This is a genomic window from Thiocystis violacea (assembly GCF_016583565.1).
GTDB classification, from domain to species: Bacteria; Pseudomonadota; Gammaproteobacteria; order Chromatiales; family Chromatiaceae; genus Thiorhodococcus; species Thiorhodococcus violaceus_A.
On the sequence record NZ_NRRF01000008.1, the window covers coordinates 17258 to 35439 of the forward strand.

Consider the following 18182-nt stretch of genomic DNA (forward strand, 5'->3'; position numbering starts at 1 on the left):
CTTTTGTAGGCCAGCTCAATGATGGTACTGGCCGAGCACGATCGAGGGCATCATGCAACTCCTCCCCATCTTTCTCGATATGCGGGGTCGGCCCTGCCTCGTGGTCGGCGGTGGCGCCACCGCGGCACGCAAGGTCGGCAACCTGGTCCGCACGGGCGCCGCACTGACGGTGATCGCGCCCGAGGTCTGCGACGCCCTCACCCGGCGGATCGAGGCCGGCGCGCTGACGCACCTCGCGCGCGCCTTCGAGCCCGGCGACATTGCAGGCAACACGCTGGTCATCGCCGCGACCGACGAGCGTGCGGTCAACCGCGAGATCGCGCTGCTCGCCAGCGAGCAGGGGATCCCGGTCAATGTCGTCGACGACCCGGACGCCTGCACCTTCATCCTGCCCTCGATCGTCGACCGCTCGCCGGTCACCGTCGCCGTCTCCACCGGCCGGTCCTCGCCCGTCCTCGCCCGCTTGCTGCGCACCCGGCTGGAGTCGCTGATCCCGGCGGGCTACGGGCGACTGGCCGAGCTGAGCGGGAAGTACCGTGAGCGCGTCAAGACACGCTTCACCGACCACCGCGAGCGCAGACGCTTCTGGGACCGGGTGCTGCAGGGCGCCGTGGCCGAGCGGATCTTCGCGGGGCAGTTCGAGGAGGCGGAGGCCGTCATCGAGCAGGAGCTGGCGCCGGATGCACAACACCAAGACATGGGAGAGGTCTACCTGGTCGGCGCCGGACCGGGCGACCCGGACCTCCTGACCTTCAGGGCGCTGCGCCTCATGCAGCAGGCCGACGTGGTCGTCTATGACCGCCTGGTCGCCGAGCCGATCCTGCAGATGACGCGGCGCGACGCCGAGCGCATCTATGTCGGCAAGCAGCGCAACCACCACGCCATGCGCCAGGAGGAGATCAACCGACTCCTCGCCGACCTGGCCAAGGACGGACACCGGGTGCTGCGGCTCAAGGGCGGCGATCCCTTCATCTTCGGACGCGGCGGCGAGGAGATCGACACCCTGGCGGCCGAGGGCGTGCCCTTCCAGGTCATCCCGGGCGTCACCGCCGCCTCCGGCTGCGCGGCCTACGCCGGCATCCCGCTGACGCATCGCGACTATGCCCAATCGGTCACCTTCGTGACAGGGCACCTCAAGGACGGCACCATCAATCTGAACTGGCCAGCACTGGCACAGCCGAATCAGACCATCGTCTTCTACATGGGCCTGGTTGGCCTGCCCATCATCGTCGAGCGGCTCATGGCGCATGGCGTCGCCCCGACCATGCCGATCGCCCTGGTGCAGCAGGGCACGACGCACCTTCAAAAGGTCTACACCGGAACCCTGAGCACCATCGTGGAGATCGTCGCCCAGGATCCGCCCGAGCCACCAACCCTGGTCATCGTCGGCGAGGTCGTGCAGCTGCGCGATCGGCTGAGCTGGTACCGTCCACCGGATCATCCGACGCTCCGTGCCACATCCCCGATCGTGGAGGCGCCAGCCAATGCCGATCTGCTATGTCGATCTGATTGACGCCTGCCACCTCAAGTGCCAGACCTGCGTCCGTGGCACCCGGGTCATGCCCAATACGGCGGTCAAGATGCCGCTCGACTATTTCGAGCGCACCGTCGCCAAGGCCAAGTCCGAGGGCTACGACGTCATCGGGCTCTATAACTGGGCGGAGCCCTTCCTCAACGCCAAGGTCGCGGACTACGTCGCCATCGTCAAGCGCAGCGGACTCTGCTGCGACATCTCCACCACGCTCTCCTTCGCTGGCCGCGAACACCTCATCGAACAGGTGCTCGCGGCCGGACTCGACAGCATGATCGTCTCCATCTCCGGATTCGACCAAGAGGTGCACGCGATCAATCATCGCGGCGGCGATCTGAGGCTGGTCAAGGCGAATCTGGAACGGATCAGCGCACTCAAGCGCCACGGGAACATTCACACAAGCGTGGTGCTGCGCTTCCTCAAGTTCGACTACAACGCCGACGAGGAGGCCCGGCTGCGCGACTACGCCGACACCCTCGGCTTCCAGTTCCAGGCGCTCCAGGCCAATGGAGATCCGGCGCGTCCGGCGAGCGCGCTGAAGGTGGCCGACGCCTACCGCGAACGCTTGCGCGGATTTACAGCCGCTCGACCATACGAACAGCCGGGCGATATCTGCCCACTGATCGCGGACACCATCGCCATCGGCGCCAACGGGCAGGTGACGCTCTGCTGCGGCAATCCTAGTTTCGACTTCCTCGACATCGGGGACTATCTCGACACCAGCAAAGAAGAGCTGCTGCTGACGCGCTTCACCCATCCGATGTGCGCCTCCTGCACCTTCCCGCGACGCCCGGCAACGGACGCGGATCGCGCGGCACTAACCGGCGCCCTCCTGGCGCGCCTCGGTGAGCCACCGGGCAAGCGGTTGCCGGCTCAGCCGGAGGACTCGGGATTGCATGAGCCGGACGCGCTCGCACCCGTGTCGGCCCAGCCAGGCAGATCGTTTGGCGATGGCGCACTGGGGCGCGTGCTGCGACGGGTCATAGGACGCGCACCCTGAGCACCGAGTCCAAGTCCAAGTCCGAGCGCGCATCACAGCGCGCAGGCAGCAGGCTGCGGCCCAACACAGTCTCGATCGATTGGGCCGCCGGGCTCAATCCTGGTCTTCACGAGGCTTGCGCGCATAGGCTTGGTCGAACAGCGCCTCCAGAACCGCATGGGTGCCACGCAGCTGGCCGATGACCTCTGCCGCCCAATCGAAGTAGGCTCGGCGCCGTTCCAAGTCCCAGCTGTGCGGCGGGCTCTCGGCCATATCACGCAAGTTGCAGATCTTGTCCGCCAGCTTCACCAGGCGCGCGCCCTCGCTGGCGCCGCCGGCACGCAGGACCTGCTGGCGCTTGCGCTCCGCCTTGGGGAGCGACCTGTCGTCGGTCACTTCCATCACGAGCGCCCGAAGCTCCGACCCGAAGCGCGCCTCCAACTCCTCGGGAGTGGTCTCGGTGTCCTCGACCGTGTCATGCAGGAGTGCTCCGGCCATGACCAGCGGATCCACGATCCCCGCCTCCAGGGACAGCACGCGCATGAGCGCGATGGGATGATTGATGTAGGGGGACGCCTCGCGGTCCTTGCGCCGCTGATCCCGGTGCTTGAGCGCCGCGAAGCCGAGCGCGTCGACCACCAGCTCGAAACCGATTCGTTCCATGACTACCCCCTTTTATCGTCGCGTGAAAAGTTGCAGAGGGGTCGTTGTTAACCCCGTCGAAACCGTCATCTTCCTGAGCTAAGGTCGGCGGACAATCCGTTTGTCGACGCCAATCCGGAGGTGCCCAAGCATGACCAAGCTGGCCCAGCTCAAGAGCATGACGACCGTGGTCGCGGACACGGGCGATTTCCAAGCCATCGCGGACTACCAGCCGCAGGATGCCACGACCAATCCATCCCTGATCTACAAGGCGGCGCAGATGCCTCAGTACCGGGAGTTGGTCGAGGATGCCGTGCTCTTCGGCAAGGAGCAAGGCGGATCCGACAGCCTGGCTCAAGCGCGCTGGACCATGGACAAGCTGGCGATCAATTTCGGCGCGGAGATCTTGAAGATCGTCCCCGGACGGGTGTCCACCGAGATCGACGCGCGACTCTCCTTCGATAGCGCCGCGACACGGCAGCGCGCCGAGGGCCTGGTCAAGCTCTATGAGGACGCGGGCGTCGATCCCCGCAGCCGAGTCCTGTTCAAGATCGCATCGACCTGGGAAGGCATCCGCGCCGCCGAGGCCCTGGAGCGGCAGGGCATTCATTGCAATCTGACACTCCTGTTCAGCTTCCCGCAGGCGGTCGCGGCGGCCGATGCGGGTGCTACCCTGATCTCGCCCTTCGTCGGCCGCATCCTGGATTGGTACAAGAACGCCGAGAACATCGCCGGCTACCCGGCCGACGAGGACCCGGGCGTCCAGTCCGTCACGCGGATCTTCAACTACTACAAGCGCCACGGCTATGACACCGTGGTCATGGGCGCGAGCTTCCGTAATCTCGAGGAGATCCTGGAACTGGCCGGCTGCGACTACCTGACCATCTCACCCTCGCTGCTCGGGGAGCTGGCCTCCACGGAGGGTGACGTGCCCCGCAAGCTCGACCCCGACAAGGCGCAGACCATGGAGATCCCCAAAGTCAGCTTCGACGAGCCGAGCTTCCGCTGGGCGGTCAACGAGGAGGCCATGGCCACCGAGAAGCTCGCCGAGGGCATCCGGCTGTTCGCCGCGGATACCCGCAAGCTGGAGCAGTTCGCGCATGAGGTCTGCCAGAACTGCTAGCCGCGGAGCCTTCAACGGCCAGGCTGCGCAGGCCGCCCCGCTCAGCCTTGAGATCGGCATCACGTTTGCTGGAAGGAGGCTGGCGAGCGCCGCTCGCCCGGAGTACCCTATGCGGCCCGGTCAACAGACACATTCCGATCAACAGACACAGCAGCGTGTGGACCCGCCCCGGCCGCAACCAACGGCCGGCGGGCGGTGAGCCGCACCCTTCAACGATTTCCAGAGGGGTCAATGAGAGCCTTTCGCTATTCCATCATCGTGACCATTGCCTGCGTGCTGGCAGCCTTCTACTGGGGCATCCAGTCACCGCTAGGGGCTTGGTCCGCCGTGTTCCTGGTGCTGATCCTCGGCGTTATGGAGGTCAGCCTCTCGTTCGACAACGCGGTGGTCAACGCCTCCGTGCTCAAGGACATGGACGAGAAGTGGCAGCAGATCTTCCTGACGGTGGGTATCCTGATCGCCGTCTTCGGCATGCGGCTGCTCTTCCCCATCGTGATCGTCGCGGTCGCCTCCGGGCAAGGCATGGGCGAGGTCACCGCCATGGCCCTCCAGCAGCCCGAGCAGTACGCCAAGTACCTGGAAGAGAGCCATATCGGCATCTCGGCCTTCGGTGGCATGTTCCTGCTCCTGGTGTTCCTCTATTTCATGCTGGACAACACCAAGGAGGTGCACTGGCTGGGCGCCGCCGAGGAGCGTCTGGCCCGTCTGGGCAAGCTGGACTCGATCCAGGTCATGGTGGCCCTGGTCATCCTCTTTCTCCTGCAAGCGCTGGTGGAGCTGACGCCAGAGCAGCGCGCCACGATGCTCACCGCAGGCATTGGAGGCGTCATCCTCTATGTCGCCGTCAGCAGCCTGGATAGCCTCTTCGAGAACGAAGAGGCCGGCGAGGCGGCCGTCAAGACCGCCAAGCGGTCCGGCATCGCGGGGTTTCTCTATCTGGAGGTGCTGGACGCCTCCTTCTCCTTCGACGGGGTCATCGGCGCCTTCGCCATCACCCGTGACGTCGTCATCATCATGCTGGGCCTGGCCATCGGCGCCATGTTCGTGCGCTCGCTGACCGTCTACCTGGTGAACAAGGGCACGCTGGACGAATACATCTTCCTGGAGCACGGCGCGCACTGGGCGATCGGCGCACTGGCAGGCATCATGCTCGCGAACATCTTCGTGCACACCCCGGAGGTGGTCACCGGCCTCATCGGTGTCGCCTTCATCGTCCTGGCGGTCATCTCGTCGATTCGCTACAAGCGCCAGCATCGCGATGAGGCCGGCGAAACAGCTTAGCCGGGTTCAGCCATGAGCGAATCAATCAAGCCGGACTGGCGCCTCATCTCCAGCAACCCCGCCCATTTCCTGGCCTTCGGTCTGGGAACGGGGTTGAGCCCCAAGGCCCCGGGCACCGTGGGGACGCTGGTCGGCTTTCCCTTGTATTTCGCCCTGGCGGCCGTACTTCCGCTGCCAGGCGTGCTGGGCGCGCTGCTGCTCGCCTTCGTCGTTGGCGTCAAGCTGTGCGACCTGGCGGGGCAGGCGGTGGGCGAGGTGGATCACGGCGGGATCGTCTGGGACGAGATCGTCGCCATGGCGCTGGTGCTCTGCTTCACCCCGGCTGGCCTGGGCTGGTGGATCGCCGCCTTCGCGGCCTTCCGTTTCTTCGACATCCTCAAGCCCTGGCCCATCCGCTATTTCGACCGACATTGGAAGAACGGATTCGGCGTCATGTTCGACGACCTGCTGGCAGCCGGCTACGCCATTGTGGTGATCGTGCTGGCTCACCTCTGGATCTGAGCAAGCGGGTCATCCGCTCCGCCGCCGATCCGACCCTTTTGACAACCAAGCATTCCACTCACTGAGATAAGGAGACGACCCAATGGCTATCAGTCTACAAAAAGGCGGAAACGTCAGCTTGACCAAGACGGATCCCGGCCTGGTCAACGCCCTGGTCGGCCTCGGATGGGACGCCCGCTCCACCGACGGCGCCGACTTCGACCTCGACGCCAGTGTCTTCCTGGTCGGCGAGACCGGCAAGGTGCTGTCCGACGCGCACTTCGTCTTCTACAACCAGAAGACCTCGCCCGATGGCGCCGTGGTGCACTCCGGCGACAACCTCACCGGCGCTGGCGAGGGTGACGACGAGACCGTGAGCATCAATCTGCCGACCGTCGACGCCCAGATCCAGCGTATCGTCTTCGCCGTCACCATCCACGAGGCCGAGGCGCGCAAGCAGAACTTCGGCATGGTGCGCAACGCCTTCATGCGCGTCGTGAACAAGGACAGCAACACCGAGATCGCGCGCTTCGATCTCTCGGAGGACTATTCCACCGAGACCGCGATGGTCTTCGGCGAGGTCTACCGCAGCGGCGCCGAGTGGAAGTTCAAGGCCGTCGGCCAGGGCTTCGCGGGTGGTCTCAAGGCGCTGGCGACCGATCACGGCGTCAATATCGGGTGATCCCGCGAGCCGCGGCGGCAGCCCGCCGCCGCGGCTCGCCCGACCGCGAGGAGCCGACATGCCCAGTTTCACCATCACCGGGGAGATCGACCCCTTCCTGCACGTCAGCCTGCGGCAGAAAGAGAAGATCTTCTGCGAGTCCGGCGCCATGGTCATGATGGAGGCGCCGCTGCAGGTCAAGGGCCAGCTGCGTGGCGGCTTGGGGCGTGCCCTCATGCGCCGGCTGGCCACGGACGAATCGCTCTTCCAGCAGGAGATCGAGGCCGTCACCGGAGACGGCGACTGCCTGCTCTCGCCCGCCCTGCCGGGGGCCATCGAGCTGCTGGACGTCACCCCGAACGAGCGCTACACCCTGTCCGACGGCAGCTTCCTGGCGGCCGAGTCCGGGGTCGAGGTGCGTGCGCGCATGAACACCCTGGGCGGCGGCCTCTTCGGCGGCACCGGCGGCTTCGTCATCATGGAGGCGAGCGGGCAGGGCAAACTCGCCGTCTCCGGCTTCGGCTCCATCTTCACCCTCGACGTCACCCCAGATCGCGAGACCGTCATCGACAACAGCCATGCCGTTGCCTGGTCGTCCAACCTGCAATTCGAGGTCGGCATGCCCCAAACCGGGGGTGGCTTCTTTGGGAACGTCGTCAACTCGGTCACCTCTGGCGAGGGCCTGGTCATCCGCTTCCGGGGGAGAGGCAAGGTCGTGATCTGCTCGCGCAACCGCGCGGTGCTGCGCGCCCACGGCCAATGACGCATCACACGCGACTCGACGATAAGACACCACACTGAGAGGTCCAGGACATGGGTATCAATCTACAGAAAGGCCAGAAGATCTCGCTGGAGAAAGAGGCCGGTGGCGGCCTGAGCCAGATCGTCATGGGTCTGGGCTGGGATGCGGCCAAGAGCAAGGGCGGCATGCTGGGCGGACTCTTCGGTGGCGGAGGCGGCAGCATCGACCTCGACGCCTCCTGCCTCATGTTCGACGACGGCGGCACCCTGGTGGATACCGTCTGGTTCCGCCAGCTGCGCAGCCGGGATGGCAGCATCCAGCATACGGGCGACAACCTCACCGGCGAGGGCGAAGGCGACGACGAGCAGATCATCGTCGACCTGACCGCCGTCCCGGCCACCATCAAGAGCCTCGTCTTCACGGTGAACAACTTCACCGGACAGGACTTCTCCCAGGTCGAGAACGCCTTCTGCCGCATCGTCAACGGCGCCAACAAGAGCGAGATCGCCCGCTACGACCTTGGCGCCCAAGGCTCCCACAACGCCATGATCATGGCCAAGGTCTACCGCCACAACGGCGAGTGGAAGATGCACGCCATCGGCGAGACCGGACAGGGCCGCACCGCCGAGCAGCTGCTTGGGCAAATCGCGCCACATCTCTGAGCACACATCCAAGACGGCACAGCATCCAAGACGGCACACCATGACGCGCGTCTGGCTCAATCGAGCCTTTTCCAGTGTCCGCGCCGTCTTGGACCTCGTCCGCCAAGGCGATCAGACCGGCGAGTACCAGCTGGTCTGCTCGCATCCGCGACCCAGCTTTCCCGGTTTTCTGAGCGCGCACGAGCACGCCATCGAGCCCAGCGGGCTCAGTGAAGCGGAATATGTCCAGTTCTGCCTGGACTTCTGCCGCGAGCGCGGCATCGACGCGCTCTGGCCCGGCCAAGCGGCCCAGGCGATCGTCGCCGAGCGTGAGCGTTTCGCCGAGCTGGGCGTCAGGGTGCTGGCGGTCGCCACTCCCGAGACGCTGGCACTGCTTGAGGATAAGGCGCGCTTCTATGCCGAGGCGCGGCGCTTTTCGATCCCGCCACCGCAGTCGCTGACCTTCGCCACCGCGGCGGACTTCGACGCCTGCTACGCCCAGCTGCGCTTGGACCACGACGTGCTCTGCATCAAGCCGAGCGTTGGCATCAATGGAGCCGGATTCAGGATGATCGACGAGCACCGCGGCGCCCTAGAACTGTTGTTGCAGAATGCCATGCACTCGGTCCATCTGGCGGGGCTCCAGGCCGCGCTCTCGGCGGCCGACCGCTTCCAGCCCATGCTGCTGATGGAGCACCTGGGCGGGCTGGAGTACAGCGTCGATTGCGTCGCCGACGGACGCCGTGTGCTCGCGCTTGTCCAGCGCCAGAAGCCGACCGCCAGCGTCTATGGTCAACTGATCGTCTCCGTCCCCGCCATCGAGCAGGCCGTCCAGGAGATGACCGAGGCGTTCGGCCTCCGCGGCCTCTTCAATGTCCAATTCCGCGAGGGCCGCGACGGTCTCCGACTGCTGGAGATCAACGCCCGATTCTCGGGGGGCATCGGCTATACGGGCGCAGCCGGCGTCAACCTCCCCTACCTGGCGCTCAAGGGCTGGACGCAGGGCTTCGACGCGCTGGAGACGACTGCGGCGCGGGCAGGCACGCGCGTCCTGGAGCTGCTCCACTACCAGCATGGCGAGTACCAGCATGGCGAGGACTTCGCGTGAGCAGGCGCGTGCAGATCGATCTCGCCACGGGCAGGCTCTCGGTCCAGGTGCGCGAGGCGGCCTTTCCGCTGGAGACCCTGTGCGGCTTCGCGGCCCGCAACAACCGCAAGCGCGGCTTCCTCTTTCTGAGCAAGGTGCTCGGCAAGCACTGGCCAGCCCGCCCCTCGCTCATGCGCCAGGTACATGAGCACCTGGCCGGCCAACTGGACCTCGGACCCGGCCCCTGGGCCTTCATCGCCATGGCGGAGACGGCCACGGGCCTCGGCCAGGGCGTCTTCGAGGCGACGCTCGACCGACACCCCGAAGCCGAAGCCCTCTTTCTGCACTCCACCCGCTACCGCGTCGCGGGACGCCCCTACCTCGAATTCGAGGAGGCGCACTGTCACGCCCCGGATCAGTATCTCTATGAGCCGATCCAGCCCGCCCACCGGACGCTCTTCAGCCAGGCACGCGAGCTGGTCGTGATCGACGACGAGATCAGCACGGGCTCGACCCTGTGCAATCTGGTCGCGGCCTACCGCGCCAGCAACCCACACCTGGAGCGCGTGCACTTCGTCGCCATCACCAACTTCAGCGGGGCGAGCAGCGCACAGCGCTTCTCCGCGCGGCTGGGGCTGCCCGTGGACTGCGTCGCCGCGCTCCACGCCGACTTCACCTTCGAGACCGCGGACTGGCCGGACGCCGAGGCGGCACCCAGCGCAGTCGGCGACAACGCGCGCCGTCCCGGCCAGATCGCCGACGACCTGGGACGCTTCGGCATCGCCGGGCACACGCCGATACCGGCCAGGGAACTCGACCGGCTCGCCGAGGGCCTGCCGCCCGGCGCGCGGATGCTCGTGCTGGGGACCGGCGAATTCATGCATGTCGCCTTCCGCGTCGGACTCGGCCTGGAGGCAAGGGGATTCGACGTCGTCGTGCAGTCGACCACGCGCTCGCCCATCCTGGTGGGCGCGGATGTTGGACGCCGACTCATCTTTGGGGACAATTACGCCGAGGGGATTCCCAACTATCTTTACAACGTCGACCCCGCCGGGCCGGATCGGATCATCGTCTGTCACGAAACCCCGGTCGACGCCCTGCACGAACTGGTGTACATGCTCGGCCCCAAGTGCCGAACCTACAGATACGCGGCGCTGCCGCATGCGCCGCGGCAGCAGCCACTTCAAACCCCAAGCGCACTGATCGGAGGAGCCAATGGCCATCAACCTGGGTAAAGGCGGCAACGTCAATCTGAGCAAGGAGGCCCCGAACCTCGAAAATGTCCTGATCGGCCTGGGCTGGGACGCGCGCGCGACCGACGGCCAGGACTTCGACCTCGACGCCAGCCTCTTCATGGTGAAAGAGGACGGCAAGGTTCCGGGCGACACCTATTTCATCTTCTACAACCAGAAGACCTCGCCCGAGGGCTCGGTCGAGCACACGGGCGACAACCTCACCGGCGAGGGCGAGGGCGATGACGAGTCGGTCAAGGTGACGCTCTCCAAGGTGCCGGCTGAGATCCAGCGCCTGGTCATCGTCGTCACCATCCATGACGCCGAGGCGCGCAAGCAGAACTTCGGTCAGGTCAGCAACGCCTTCGTGCGCATCGTCAACCGTGACAACAACCAGGAGGTGGTCCGCTTCGATCTCTCGGAGGACTACTCGACCGAGACCGCCATGATCTTCGGCGAGATCTATCGCCACAGCGGCGACTGGAAGTTCAAGGCCGTCGGCCAGGGCTACGCGGGCGGTCTGCACGCGCTCGCGCTGCAGCATGGCGTCAACGTCGGCTGATCCCATGAACCTCACACGCGGACAGCGCGCCAAGATTGCCGACCTGGTGCCCGGCGGCCAGTCTCTCATCCTCGGCGTCGCGGCCGAGGCGCCGGGCCTGGTGATCGACTTCGCCTGTTTCGGCCTGGACGCCCAGGGCAAGCTCTCCGACGAGCGCTACATGACCTTCTTCAACCAGCCGACCACCCCCTGCGGCGGCGTCCGGCTGGAGACGCCTCCGGGCGACACGACGGGCTTTGCGATCGATCTCGGCAAGCTGCCGGCCACCATCGAACGCCTGACCATCACAGCGGCCCTGGATGGCGCGGGCACCATGTCGCAGATCAGCCGGGGGCATATTCGATTCATGGGCGCGAGCGGCGAGGTCGCGCGCTTCGCCTTCACGGGCGCGGACTTCGCGAGCGAGCGCGCGCTCATGTTGCTGGAGATCTACCGCAAGGACGGGATCTGGCGGACCTGCGCACTCGGCCAGGGCTTCAACGGCGGCCTGGATGCGCTGGTCAAGCACTTTGGCGGAACCGTCGCCGAAGCCGCACCCGAGCCACCCAAGTCCGCGCCACCCAAACCGCCGGCGCCGCCGGTCAATCTCAGCAAGATCACCCTGGAGAAGCGCGGCAATAGCGTCTCTCTGGACAAGAAGAGCGGCGGCGGCCACGGCGAGATCCTCATCAATCTCAACTGGACGATGCGTGCCGGGGCGGTGAAAAAGGGCTTCTTCGGAGGCACCCAATCCAACGCCATCGATCTGGATCTCGGCTGTCTGTTCGAGCTGCGGGATGGCACCAAGAGCGTCGTGCAGGCGCTTGGAAACACCTTCGGCAACTTCTTCGGCCCGCCCTACATCATGCTGGACGCGGACGATCGCACCGGCACCCGGAGCGAGGGCGAGAACCTGCGCATCAACGGCAAGCATTGGGACGAGATCAAACGCGTGCTGGTCTTCGCCTTCATCTACGAGGGCACGCCCAACTGGGCGGAGGCCAACGCGCTGATCAACCTCAAGACACCGGATCAGCCGGAGATCGAGGTGCGGCTCGACTCGCAGAACAACAGCCTGCCGATGTGCGCCATCGCCCTGCTGGAGAACGACGGCGGCTCGGTACGCATCACCAAGCTCGTTGATTACTATCGCGCACACCCAGATGTCGACAGGGCCTATCACTGGGGGCTGGAGTGGGTCCGCGGCAGGAAATAGGCCAGAGGACCACATCGAACCCATCCGCTTTTAGAGCCCGAGGAGGCGTCAGCGCCCAAGATTAGGCCGAGGCACGAGGCCCAACGAGGCGCCTATCCTTGCCGCGAGCAAGACACCCGATCCCATCACCACTGAAACCCAAGAGGTCACCACCATGAGCTTCCAGAATTTCCTCGACAACCTGAAGAGCAAGGCGTCCGAGCTGAAGAACGAGGCCCTCAAGTTCAAGAACAAGGACTTCCTCAACGCCGCCATCAGCGGCTCCGTGCTCATCTCCATGGCCGACGGCAACGTCTCCTCCGACGAGAAGCAGAAGATGATGCGCTTCATCGAGAACTACGAGGCGCTCTCCGTCTTCTCCAGCAAGGAGCTGATCGACGCCTTCCAGAACGCCATGACCCAGATCGAGTTCGACAAGGACCTGGGCGAGGCCAAGGCCTACGACGCCATCCGCAAGATGAAGAGCAACGACGCCGCGGCCCGCCTGATCATGCGCCTGACCATCGCCATCGCCGGCGCGGACGGCAACTTCGACGAGGACGAGAAGCGGGTCGCGCGCAAGATCGCCATGGAGCTGGGACTCAGCCCGGCGGACTTCGAGCTGGGCTAGCGTGCGGGCGCTGGTCTTCCTGGATCTGGACGACACCCTCTTCCAGAGCCACCGCAAGTGCCCGAGCACGGATGGATTGCAGCCCGTCGCCTATCTGCGCGACGGGACCTCGCATTCCTTCATGACGGCGAAACAGCAGGCCCTGTGGCGGCTCCTGGAGGGCAACGCGACCCTGATCCCGACCACGGCGCGGGATCTGGACTCCCTGCGCCGGGTCGATCTGCCCTTTCGGAGCTGGAGCATCGTCGCTTATGGCGGGATCATCCTGACGCCGGACGGGCAGCCGGACCAGCCCTGGCTGGAGCGGATGCGGAAGGTCTCGGAGGGCACCATCGACGAGCTGAACCTCTTGCGAGGGGCCGCCGAAGACATGATCGAACGCGAAGCACTGGCGATACGTATGCGCATCGTGGGGGACTTCGATCTGCCCTTCTACCTGGTCGCAAAGTACACCGACGGCCAGGAGGCGGACCTGGACCACCTGCAGCGCGAGCTGCTCCAGCCCTTGACGGAAGCGCGCGGCGAGCGCTTTCGGCTCCATCGCAACGGCAACAACCTGGCCGTCCTGCCGCGCACGCTCGGCAAGGAGCACGCCGTGCGCTACCTGAGCGAGCGGCTGCGCCAGGAGTGGGGCGAGCTGATAACCTTCGGGGTCGGAGACAGTCTGATCGACGGGGCCTTCATGGCCGAGTGCGACTACGCCCTGACCCCAAGGGGCTCACAGCTGTTCGCGCAAACCCTCGGCAAGCCCCTGCTCTGAGCCGCGCGGGAGCGCCGCCCCGGCGCGACGAGGCCGAGGCACGAGGCCAAACCAAGCCAGGCCCCAAGCCCCGAGCGGGCAGCAAGGAACCCGAATGGGCATAACAGAGACGACGTGGAGGGATCTGGCCTGATGTCCAAGCCATGCCGAGCGACCGAAGCCGCACCCCACTTCTCCGGCAGCTATCGCCCCAGGGACGTTCGCTTCCTGCTGAAGCCGATCACCGTCAAGCCGACCAGCGTCGCCGAAAAGGAGCGGCTCATCCAGAGCGGGCAGCGCCACTACAGCGAGATGCTGAGCCGCGAATCCCTGCCCTCCCCCAAGTACATGGAGGTCTTCCAGCACGCCTTCGCCATGAGCCGCACGCGCATGGCGGAGGGTCTGCTCGATCTCGCCGCCATCATCGCCGCGCGCCGGCCGGACGAGATCACCCTGGTCTCGCTCGCCCGCGCGGGCACGCCGATCGGCGTCATCCTCAAGCACATCCTTGTCGAGCTCTTCGATCGCGAGACGCTGCATTACTCGATCTCCATCATTCGCGACCGCGGCATCGACCAGAACGCCATTCGTTTCATCCTCGACGACGCAGGCAGAGATCCGGCGGGGCTCGTCTTCGTCGACGGCTGGACCGGCAAGGGCGTCATCGCCCGCGAGCTGAGTGCCGCGGTCGAGGACTTCGAGCGCGGCCACAACATCCGTCTGGACGCGAACCTCTTCACCCTGGCGGACCTCGCGGGCGTCGGCATCGCACCCAGCGACGCGGACTACCTCATCCCGTCCAGCATCCTCAACGCCACCATGTCCGGCCTCATCAGCCGCTCCGTGCTCAACGAGCAGATCGGCCCCGACGACTTCCACGGCTGCGTGCTCTACGAGGAATTCGCGCCCAAGGATCTGTCCACCTGGTTCGTCGACACCCTGCTCGACGATGCCAGAGCCCGCATCCAGGCGGGTTACTCGCCCAAGGCGACGGCTGTCGACCCGAGCCAGGCACGCGAGCGCTCGACCCGGCTGATCGCCGCCATCCAAGACCGCTTCGGCATCACGGATGTGAACCTCATCAAGCCCGGGATCGGCGAGGCCACCCGGGTGCTGCTGCGGCGCGTGCCCGAACGGCTCCTGATCCGGGATCCGCGCCTACCGGAAGTCGCACATCTCTTACAGCTTGCCCACGAGAAGGCCGTGCGCTGCGAGGTCGATCCGACCCTGCCCTATCAAGCCATCTCGCTCATCAGGGGGTTACCCGATGCTTAACGCCTACCGACTCGGCGCATCCTTGTACGTCCCCGTCACCCACAAGGACGTGCTGCCCATCGCCAACGGCACCAAGTGGCCGGAGCTGCGCTCCGTCATCTTCTGCACCGAGGACGCCGTCGCCGCCAAGGCCCTCGGCGCCGGACTGGACAATCTGCGCGCCTGCCTGGCTCGCATGGACAAGGACTCCGCGGCCTTGCGATTCGTGCGCGTGCGCAATCCCGAGATCCTCGCCTGGCTGACCGCGCTGCCCGGCGCCGAGAAGCTGGACGGCTTCGTCCTGCCCAAGCTCGACATCAGCAACGTCGACGCCTACATGAAACCGCTGCGCGGATCCAAGTTCCTGTGCATGCCCACGCTCGAAACCCGCGACGTCTTCGAGCCGGCCCAGATGATCAGGCTGCGCAACCATCTGCTGGATGAAGGGTATCAGGAGCAGATCCTCGCCCTGCGCATCGGCGGGAACGATCTGCTCGCGCTCCTCGGCATCCGCCGCCCGCGTGACAGAACCGTCTACCGCACCCCCTTGGGCCACACCATCGCCAACCTCGTCACCGTCTTCAAGCCCTTCGGCTTCCAGCTCACCGCGCCGGTCTTCGAGCACATCGACTGCCCCGAGATCCTGCGCGACGAGTTGAACGAAGACATCGCGCACGGTCTCTGCGGCAAGACCGCGATCCACCCGACCCAGATCGCGATCATCGAAGCGGGCCTGCGGATCCCCGATGCGGAGCTGGAAGCCGCGCAGCGAATCCTCACGGAGGACCAAGCGGTCTTCAAGCTCAACGGCTCCATGTGCGAGGTCGCGACACACCACAGCTGGGCACGCAGCATCCTCGAGCGGACCGTGATCGATTCGTGAGTCTTGGCGCAGTCGGTTGGGGTTGAATCAGGTTTGAGCCTGGATGCGCTGGATTGACCCGGATCTGCTCGAACGCCCACCCAAAGCCGGCTGCGGGAGACAATCGAAGTACGCATGACCCTGCGCCCCTATCGCCACGGCGACCCAACCAGAGACTCCCCCGGAGCACAACGAGACGCGCCTCATGGACCTGACGACCCTTTCAAACACGCAGAGACGGTTGACCACCGCCGCCTTCCGACGCAAGTCGCGCGTCCAGGAGGGAGCACCGAACCCGCTGGGCGCGACCTGGGACGGCCGGGGCGTGAACTTCGCGCTCTTCTCCGCCAACGCGACCAAGGTCGAGCTGTGCCTCTTCGACATCCAGGGCCGGCGCGAGCTGGAACGCATCGAGCTGCCCGAGTACACCGACGAGGTCTGGCACGGCTATCTGCCGGACGCCCGCCCGGGAACCGTCTACGGCTACCGCGTCCATGGTCCCTATGAGCCCAGCGCCGGGCACCGCTTCAATCCGCACAAGCTGCTCCTGGACCCTTACGCCAAGGCGCTGGTCGGCAATCTGGTCTGGTCCGACACGCTGTTCGGCTACCGACACGGCTCGACGAAGGAGGACCTGTCCTTCGACCGCCGCGACAGCGCGCGCGCCATGCCCAAGTGCCGCGTTATCGATCCAGCCTTTACCTGGGGCAAGGAGCGCGCGCCCAAGATCCCCTGGGAGCGCACCATCCTCTACGAGACCCATGTGCGCGGCCACACCATGCTGCACCCGCTGGTCCCGCCGGCAAACCGCGGCACCTTCGCGGGCATGGCGCAGCATGAAGTGGTCTCCTACATCAAAGGGCTCGGCGTCACCTCGGTGGAGCTGCTGCCGGTGCACGCCTTCATCGACGAGCACTTTCTGAACGTGCAGGGCCGGCGCAACTACTGGGGCTACAACACCATCGGTTTCTTCGCCCCGGATCCGCGCTATCTCGCCAGCCCCTTCGTCAACGAATTCAAGGAAATGGTCGCGCGCCTGCACGACGCGGGGCTCGAAGTGATCCTGGACGTGGTCTACAACCACACCGCCGAGGGCAACGAGCAGGGACCGACGCTCTCCTTCAAGGGGATCGATAACGCCTCCTACTACCGCCTCATGCCGGACGACCCACGCCTCTACATCAACGACACGGGCACCGGGAATACCTTCAACCTCACCCATCCACGCGTCCTGCAGTTGGTGCTGGACAGCCTGCGCTATTGGTCGACGGAGATGCGCGTGGACGGCTTCCGCTTCGATCTGGCGACCATCCTCGGGCGCGAGCTGCACGGCTTCGATCCGAGCAGCGGTTTCTTCGACGCGGTGCGGCAGGATCCGGTGCTCGCCGACACCAAGCTCATCGCGGAGCCTTGGGACATCGGTCCGGGCGGCTACCAGCTCGGCAACTTCCCGCCCGGCTGGGCGGAGTGGAACGATCGCTACCGCGACACCGTGCGCGCCTTCTGGAAGGGCGACGAAGGCAAGTTGCCGGAGCTGGCCTCGCGGTTGAGCGCCTCGGGCGATCTCTTCCATCGGCGCGGGCGACGACCCTGGGTCTCGGTGAACCTGATCACCGCGCACGACGGCTTCACGCTCAACGATCTGGTCTCCTACAACGACAAGCACAACGAGGCCAACGGCGAGGACAACCGCGACGGGCACTCGCACAACCTGAGCTGGAACCACGGCGCCGAGGGACCGACCGACGATCCGGCGATCCAGGCACTGCGCGAGCGCCAGAAGCGCAATCTTCTGGCGACCCTGCTGTTCTCGCTCGGAACCCCGATGATCCTCGCGGGCGATGAGTTCGGCCGCACCCAGCATGGCAACAACAACGCCTACTGTCAGGACAACGCGACGGGCTGGATCGACTGGCCGCGCATCGACGCGGACGGCAAGCTGCTGGCGGAGTTCACCCGGGAGCTGATCAGTATCCGTCAGTCTTATCCAGTCCTGCACCGCAACCGCTTCCTGACTGGCGAATATGACCCCGAGCTGGACGTCAAGGACGTGACCTGGCTGACCCCGCAGGCGACCGAGATGACGCCGGAGCAATGGGGCGAGGTCCACGGGCGCTGTCTCGGCGCGCTGCTCGACGGCCGCGCCCAGGCCTCCGGCATCAAGAAACCGGGGGCGGACGCCACCCTGCTCCTGATCCTCAACGCCCATCACGAAACCCTGCCCTTCAAGCTGCCCGAGGTGGTCGGCGGCAAGACCTGGCTGTGCCTGATCGACACCGCCGCGCCGGACCGCAAGGAGCCGCCGGCCTTCCGGACGGGAGACGCCTACGAGGTCATGGAGCGTTCGCTCCTGTTGTTCGCGCTCAAGCCGGATCGAAAATCGTGGCGCACCTTGCAGTTGCTCGCGGAGATGATGCAGCGGGAGACGGAGGCGAAACGCAAGAAGGAGAGCGGCACCGACTCGGACCTCGACCTGCTGTCCCAAGCCGGAAATGAGGACGGCACGGGGTTCTGATCAGCGTCCTGCCTGGGACTGTCAGGGCCGATCCGGGCCATGCGGG

At 65.8% G+C, this 18182-nt stretch carries 18 protein-coding genes; 17 read left to right on the top strand and 1 reads right to left on the bottom strand.

The window, feature by feature from the left end:
* The first annotated feature begins 52 nt into the window (after nt 1–52).
* Together cysG and CKO23_RS05120 are read left to right on the top strand one after the other, a co-directional pair.
* Complete coding sequence (gene cysG, locus CKO23_RS05115) at nt 53–1513, top strand: siroheme synthase CysG (RefSeq protein WP_200328736.1); 1461 nt, start codon at nt 53–55, stop codon at nt 1511–1513.
* Nucleotides 1485–2531 carry a radical SAM protein gene (locus CKO23_RS05120; RefSeq protein ID WP_200328738.1) on the top strand — a complete coding sequence of 349 codons (1047 nt, stop codon included), beginning with the start codon at nt 1485–1487 and terminating at the stop codon, nt 2529–2531. The genes cysG and CKO23_RS05120 overlap by 29 nt, the downstream gene beginning before the upstream one ends.
* A gap of 93 nt (nt 2532–2624) precedes the next feature.
* Here the strand turns inward: CKO23_RS05120 and CKO23_RS05125 are convergent, their stop codons facing one another.
* Complete coding sequence (locus tag CKO23_RS05125) at nt 2625–3173, bottom strand: HD domain-containing protein (protein WP_200328740.1); 549 nt, start codon at nt 3171–3173, stop codon at nt 2625–2627.
* A 130-nt stretch (nt 3174–3303) separates the two neighbouring features.
* Here CKO23_RS05125 and tal point away from each other — a divergent pair, with 130 nt between their 5' ends.
* From tal to glgX, 15 genes are all read left to right on the top strand, one after another.
* Complete coding sequence (gene tal, locus CKO23_RS05130; RefSeq protein WP_200328742.1) at nt 3304–4275, top strand: transaldolase; 972 nt, start codon at nt 3304–3306, stop codon at nt 4273–4275.
* Between the two features lie 231 nt (nt 4276–4506).
* Nucleotides 4507–5556 (top strand): DUF475 domain-containing protein, encoded by a 1050-nt coding sequence (locus CKO23_RS05135; protein WP_200328744.1) that lies wholly within the window; start codon nt 4507–4509, stop codon nt 5554–5556.
* Between the two features lie 12 nt (nt 5557–5568).
* On the top strand, nt 5569–6057 hold the full coding sequence (locus tag CKO23_RS05140; protein ID WP_200328746.1) for a phosphatidylglycerophosphatase A family protein: 489 nt from the start codon (nt 5569–5571) through the stop codon (nt 6055–6057).
* 82 nt (nt 6058–6139) lie between these two features.
* Entirely contained in the window at nt 6140–6718 is a 579-nt protein-coding gene (locus CKO23_RS05145) for a TerD family protein (RefSeq protein ID WP_200328748.1), read from the top strand.
* Nucleotides 6719–6776: 58 nt separating this feature from the next.
* Nucleotides 6777–7460, top strand: coding sequence for a TIGR00266 family protein (locus CKO23_RS05150; RefSeq protein WP_200328750.1), 684 nt, complete (start codon nt 6777–6779; stop codon nt 7458–7460).
* Between the two features lie 50 nt (nt 7461–7510).
* Nucleotides 7511–8101, top strand: a complete 591-nt coding sequence (locus CKO23_RS05155; protein WP_200328752.1) for a TerD family protein — start codon at nt 7511–7513, stop codon at nt 8099–8101.
* 40 nt (nt 8102–8141) lie between these two features.
* Nucleotides 8142–9188, top strand: coding sequence for an ATP-grasp domain-containing protein (locus CKO23_RS05160; RefSeq protein WP_200328754.1), 1047 nt, complete (start codon nt 8142–8144; stop codon nt 9186–9188).
* Entirely contained in the window at nt 9185–10402 is a 1218-nt protein-coding gene (locus CKO23_RS05165) for a phosphoribosyltransferase domain-containing protein (protein ID WP_200328756.1), read from the top strand. The genes CKO23_RS05160 and CKO23_RS05165 overlap by 4 nt, the downstream gene beginning before the upstream one ends.
* Nucleotides 10383–10961: a TerD family protein gene (locus CKO23_RS05170; protein WP_200328758.1), complete on the top strand. Its 579-nt coding sequence runs from the start codon at nt 10383–10385 to the stop codon at nt 10959–10961. The genes CKO23_RS05165 and CKO23_RS05170 overlap by 20 nt, the downstream gene beginning before the upstream one ends.
* Nucleotides 10962–10965: 4 nt before the next feature.
* Nucleotides 10966–12156: a TerD family protein gene (locus tag CKO23_RS05175; protein WP_200328760.1), complete on the top strand. Its 1191-nt coding sequence runs from the start codon at nt 10966–10968 to the stop codon at nt 12154–12156.
* 154 nt (nt 12157–12310) lie between these two features.
* Nucleotides 12311–12766 (top strand): tellurite resistance TerB family protein, encoded by a 456-nt coding sequence (locus tag CKO23_RS05180; RefSeq protein WP_200328762.1) that lies wholly within the window; start codon nt 12311–12313, stop codon nt 12764–12766.
* A gap of 1 nt (nt 12767) precedes the next feature.
* Nucleotides 12768–13526: a haloacid dehalogenase gene (locus CKO23_RS05185; RefSeq protein WP_200328764.1), complete on the top strand. Its 759-nt coding sequence runs from the start codon at nt 12768–12770 to the stop codon at nt 13524–13526.
* A 132-nt stretch (nt 13527–13658) separates the two neighbouring features.
* The gene (locus tag CKO23_RS05190) at nt 13659–14780 is read left to right on the top strand and encodes a cysteine protease StiP family protein (RefSeq protein WP_200328766.1); all 1122 of its coding nucleotides are present in this window, start codon (nt 13659–13661) and stop codon (nt 14778–14780) included.
* Nucleotides 14773–15642, top strand: coding sequence for an HpcH/HpaI aldolase/citrate lyase family protein (locus tag CKO23_RS05195; protein ID WP_200328768.1), 870 nt, complete (start codon nt 14773–14775; stop codon nt 15640–15642). The genes CKO23_RS05190 and CKO23_RS05195 overlap by 8 nt, the downstream gene beginning before the upstream one ends.
* Nucleotides 15643–15826: 184 nt before the next feature.
* Entirely contained in the window at nt 15827–18136 is a 2310-nt protein-coding gene (gene glgX, locus CKO23_RS05200) for a glycogen debranching protein GlgX (RefSeq protein WP_200328770.1), read from the top strand.
* Nucleotides 18137–18182: the final 46 nt, after the last annotated feature.